The sequence below is a fragment of the Desulfosarcina cetonica JCM 12296 genome (assembly GCF_001311845.1).
In the GTDB taxonomy this organism is placed as follows: domain Bacteria; phylum Desulfobacterota; class Desulfobacteria; order Desulfobacterales; family Desulfosarcinaceae; genus Desulfosarcina; species Desulfosarcina cetonica.
Window position 1 is genome coordinate 1 of sequence record NZ_BBCC01000381.1, and the last position, 2549, is coordinate 2549.

The window sequence follows — 2549 nt, forward strand, 5'->3', positions numbered from 1 at the left end:
GAATCCCAAGGGTCGAAAAATTTTCGCCCCCTACCAACGCCCCCTTCAGCCTCCGAGCAAAATACCTTGTTTGGATAGTTGCGATCGACAGAGCCCTTGGCGGGGCAACAGGGTCGCAGGTATGGCCAGCCCCTGCAAAAAGCAGGTCGCCGCCGGCCGTAGCAGCAGTCCGTACCGCTAAAAAATTATCTCAATCCCCGCGCCACCACCTCCAACGGATGACACACCTCTATAACTCCTTTACGGGGCAGGTTGCCCGCAAGCTGGACCCGGCAGCCGGGACAGCCCGTGGCCCAGGTGCGTGCGCCGCTGGCCAGGGCGTTGGCGATCTTGCCGTCGACCATGCGTTTGGCGATATCGGGATATTCGTTGAAAAAAAAGCCGCCACCACCGCAGCAGGCATCCCAGTCCGGGGTGCGGTGGTAGTCGGCATGGGGCAAGTGCGTAAGCAGGCTTTCCAGAAGGGTCTTGCCGCTGCCGTGGTTCTTGAGATGGCAGGGCAGGTGGTAGGTAACGGTTTCCCGGGTTGCCGCCGGCGAGAGGTGCGGGGTCAAGAGGTCCATGTGCGTGGCAACGAATTCGCCGGCATCCATCACCGTGGCGGCCAGGGCATCGGCATCGCCTGCCGGCAGGTCCAGCTCGGCCATCAGCCTGGGGTACATATGCCCCAGGGCCGATCCGCAGGTGGCGCAGTCGGTCAAGACCGCGTCGCAATCATGGGCAGAGAGGCTGCGGATGTTGGTGAGGATATTCTCCCGGGCGCGCCGGATTTCGCCATGGAAGAAGAGGGGCAGGCCACAGCAACCCTGGTCCGCAGGCAAGAGGATGCGGTAGCCCATGCGCCGCAATACCTTGACCACGGCGTGGCCGGTCTGCTCGAAAATGTGGTGGGTGGCGCAGCCGGTGAAATAGGCCACCGTGCCCACCACCTTTCCTTCGGGCTCGATCACTTCGGGCACCTGGTCCCGGAAAGGGGTGCGATTGGGTGTGGGAAAGTTCTCCATGGGGATGTTGCCGATGCGCATTTTCCCGATGATGCGCTGGGCCAGGGAACTGGTGCCGATGCGGGCCGCCTTGGCGGCCATGCGCAGGCGGTTTTCCTTGGGCAGGATCGCCCCCAAGGCCTTGACCTCCTTGGACTGGCCGCGATCGATGGCCATCTGGCTGCGCATGCGCATGAACAGGGTGTCGTGGCTGACCCCACCCGGGCACATGGCCGTGCAGGTGCCGCACATCAGGCAGCACTGTAACTTCGCCTGCATGCGGTCCGTGGCCGGCAGGCGGTTTTCCGCAAAGCTGCGGATCAGGTGGACCTTGGCGCGCGGCGTGGTGGTCTCCTCGCGCATCACGCGGTAGACCGGACAGGCGCTCAGGCACAGTCCGCATTTGCCGCATTGGTAGGCTTCGTCGGCTTTCATGGGCTAAACAAACTTTCCGGGGTTGAGAATCCCCTTGGGATCCACGCAGGCTTTGATCTTCTCCATAAAGGCCTGGGTGGCGTCGTCGATGGCCATGGGCAGGTAGTCGATCTTGGCCAGGCCGATGCCATGCTCGCCCGAGAGGGTGCCGTTGTATTGGATGGCCAGTTCGAAGATTTCCCGGTTGGCCGCCTCCACGCGCTGCCATTCCTCCTTGTCGCGGGTGTCGGTGGCGATCAACGGGTGCATGTTACCGTCGCCGGCATGGGCCAGGATGCCGATGCGCAGGCGGTAGCGCCCGGCGATCTCGCGGATGTGGCGGATCATGTCGGCACGTGGCTGACCGGCACGGTGGCGTCCTCCACGATGCAATCCGGCGCCAGGCGGGCGAAGACGCCATAGGCCGAGCGACGCGCCGTCCAGAGGTTGTCGCGTTCGGCGGCGGTACGCGCCTCGATCACCTCGGTGGCGCCGTGGCCGCGGGTTTTCTCCACGATGGTCCGCATCTGTTTTTCCACGGCTTCCTCCACGCCGTCCACCTCGATGAGGAGCAGCCCCTCGGCATGGCGCGGCAGACCGATGCCGGCCGAATCCTCCACCGCGTTGATCACGGTTTTGTCCATCAGCTCCAGGGCCACGGGCAGGATACCCGAGCCGATGATGTCCGCCACGGTGGCCGCCGTGGCGTCCAGGTCGTCGTAGACCGCCAGGATCGTGCGTGTGGCCTCGGGCAGTGGCACCACGCGCAGGGTGATCTCGGTGATGATTCCGAGGGTGCCTTCCGAGCCGCAGAAAAGGCTCGACAGGCGGTAGCCGGTCACGTCCTTGACGTTGCGGCTGCCGAAGCGGATCACCTCGCCCGAGGCCAGGACCACTTCCAGGCTGAGCACATAATCGACGGTGACCCCGTATTTGAGGCAGCGCGGGCCGCCGGCGTTCTGGGCCACGTTGCCGCCGATGGTCGAGACCATGAAACTGCCCGGGTCGGGTGGATAGAAAAACCCTTCCTTGGCCAGACGGGCCTGCAGGTCCCCGTTGACCACGCCGGGCTGAACGATGCAGTAGCGGTCCGGGGCGTTGACCGCGATGATGCGGTCCATGCGCGTGAAGGCGAGCACGATGCCCTTTCTG

At 64.5% G+C, this 2549-nt stretch carries 1 protein-coding gene and 1 pseudogene; both read right to left on the reverse strand.

What is annotated here, in order from left to right:
* Positions 1-185: 185 nt before the first annotated feature.
* Positions 186-1418, reverse strand: a complete 1233-nt coding sequence (locus JCM12296_RS34055) for a (Fe-S)-binding protein (protein ID WP_054702509.1) — start codon at positions 1416-1418, stop codon at positions 186-188.
* 3 nt (positions 1419-1421) lie between these two features.
* A pseudogene (locus JCM12296_RS34065) lies at positions 1422-2518 on the reverse strand (FAD-binding oxidoreductase).
* Positions 2519-2549 lie beyond the last annotated feature (31 nt).